Here is a 513-nt window from a genome sequence, read left to right as displayed (position 1 = left end):
GCACCAAGGGGGGTGAGACCGAGCTCGCCCGTGCCGAGGAGGTCGACTACATCGACGTGTCGCCGCGCCAGATGGTGTCGGTGGCCACGGCGATGATCCCCTTCCTCGAGCACGACGACGCCAACCGCGCGCTCATGGGTTCCAACATGCAGCGCCAGTCGGTGCCGCTGCTCAAGAGCGAGGCGCCGCTGGTCGGCACCGGCATGGAATATCGCGCCGCGACCGACGCCGGCGACGTCATCAGCGCCGAGAAGGCCGGCGTGGTCGAGGAGGTCTCGGCCGACTACGTCACCGTCATGAACGACGACGGCACCCGCACCACCTACCGCGTCGCCAAGTTCAAGCGCTCCAACCAGGGCACCTCGTTCAACCAGAAGCCCATCGTCGCCGAGGGCGACCGGGTCGAGGTCAACCAGGTGATCGCCGACGGGCCGTGCACCGACCAGGGTGAGATGGCGCTCGGCAAGAACCTGCTGGTGGCGTTCATGCCCTGGGAGGGCCACAACTACGAAG

General features: G+C 67.6%; 1 pseudogene. It reads left to right on the top strand.

The features are described 5' to 3' along the window. Positions 1-513 (top strand): annotated as a pseudogene (locus E1294_RS52175) (DNA-directed RNA polymerase subunit beta); the annotation flags it as partial.

The organism is Nonomuraea diastatica (assembly GCF_004349015.1).
Taxonomy (GTDB): Bacteria; Actinomycetota; Actinomycetes; order Streptosporangiales; family Streptosporangiaceae; genus Nonomuraea; species Nonomuraea diastatica.
The sequence above is the reverse complement of the archived record's forward strand: the minus strand, read 5'-3'. Positions and strand labels throughout refer to the sequence as shown.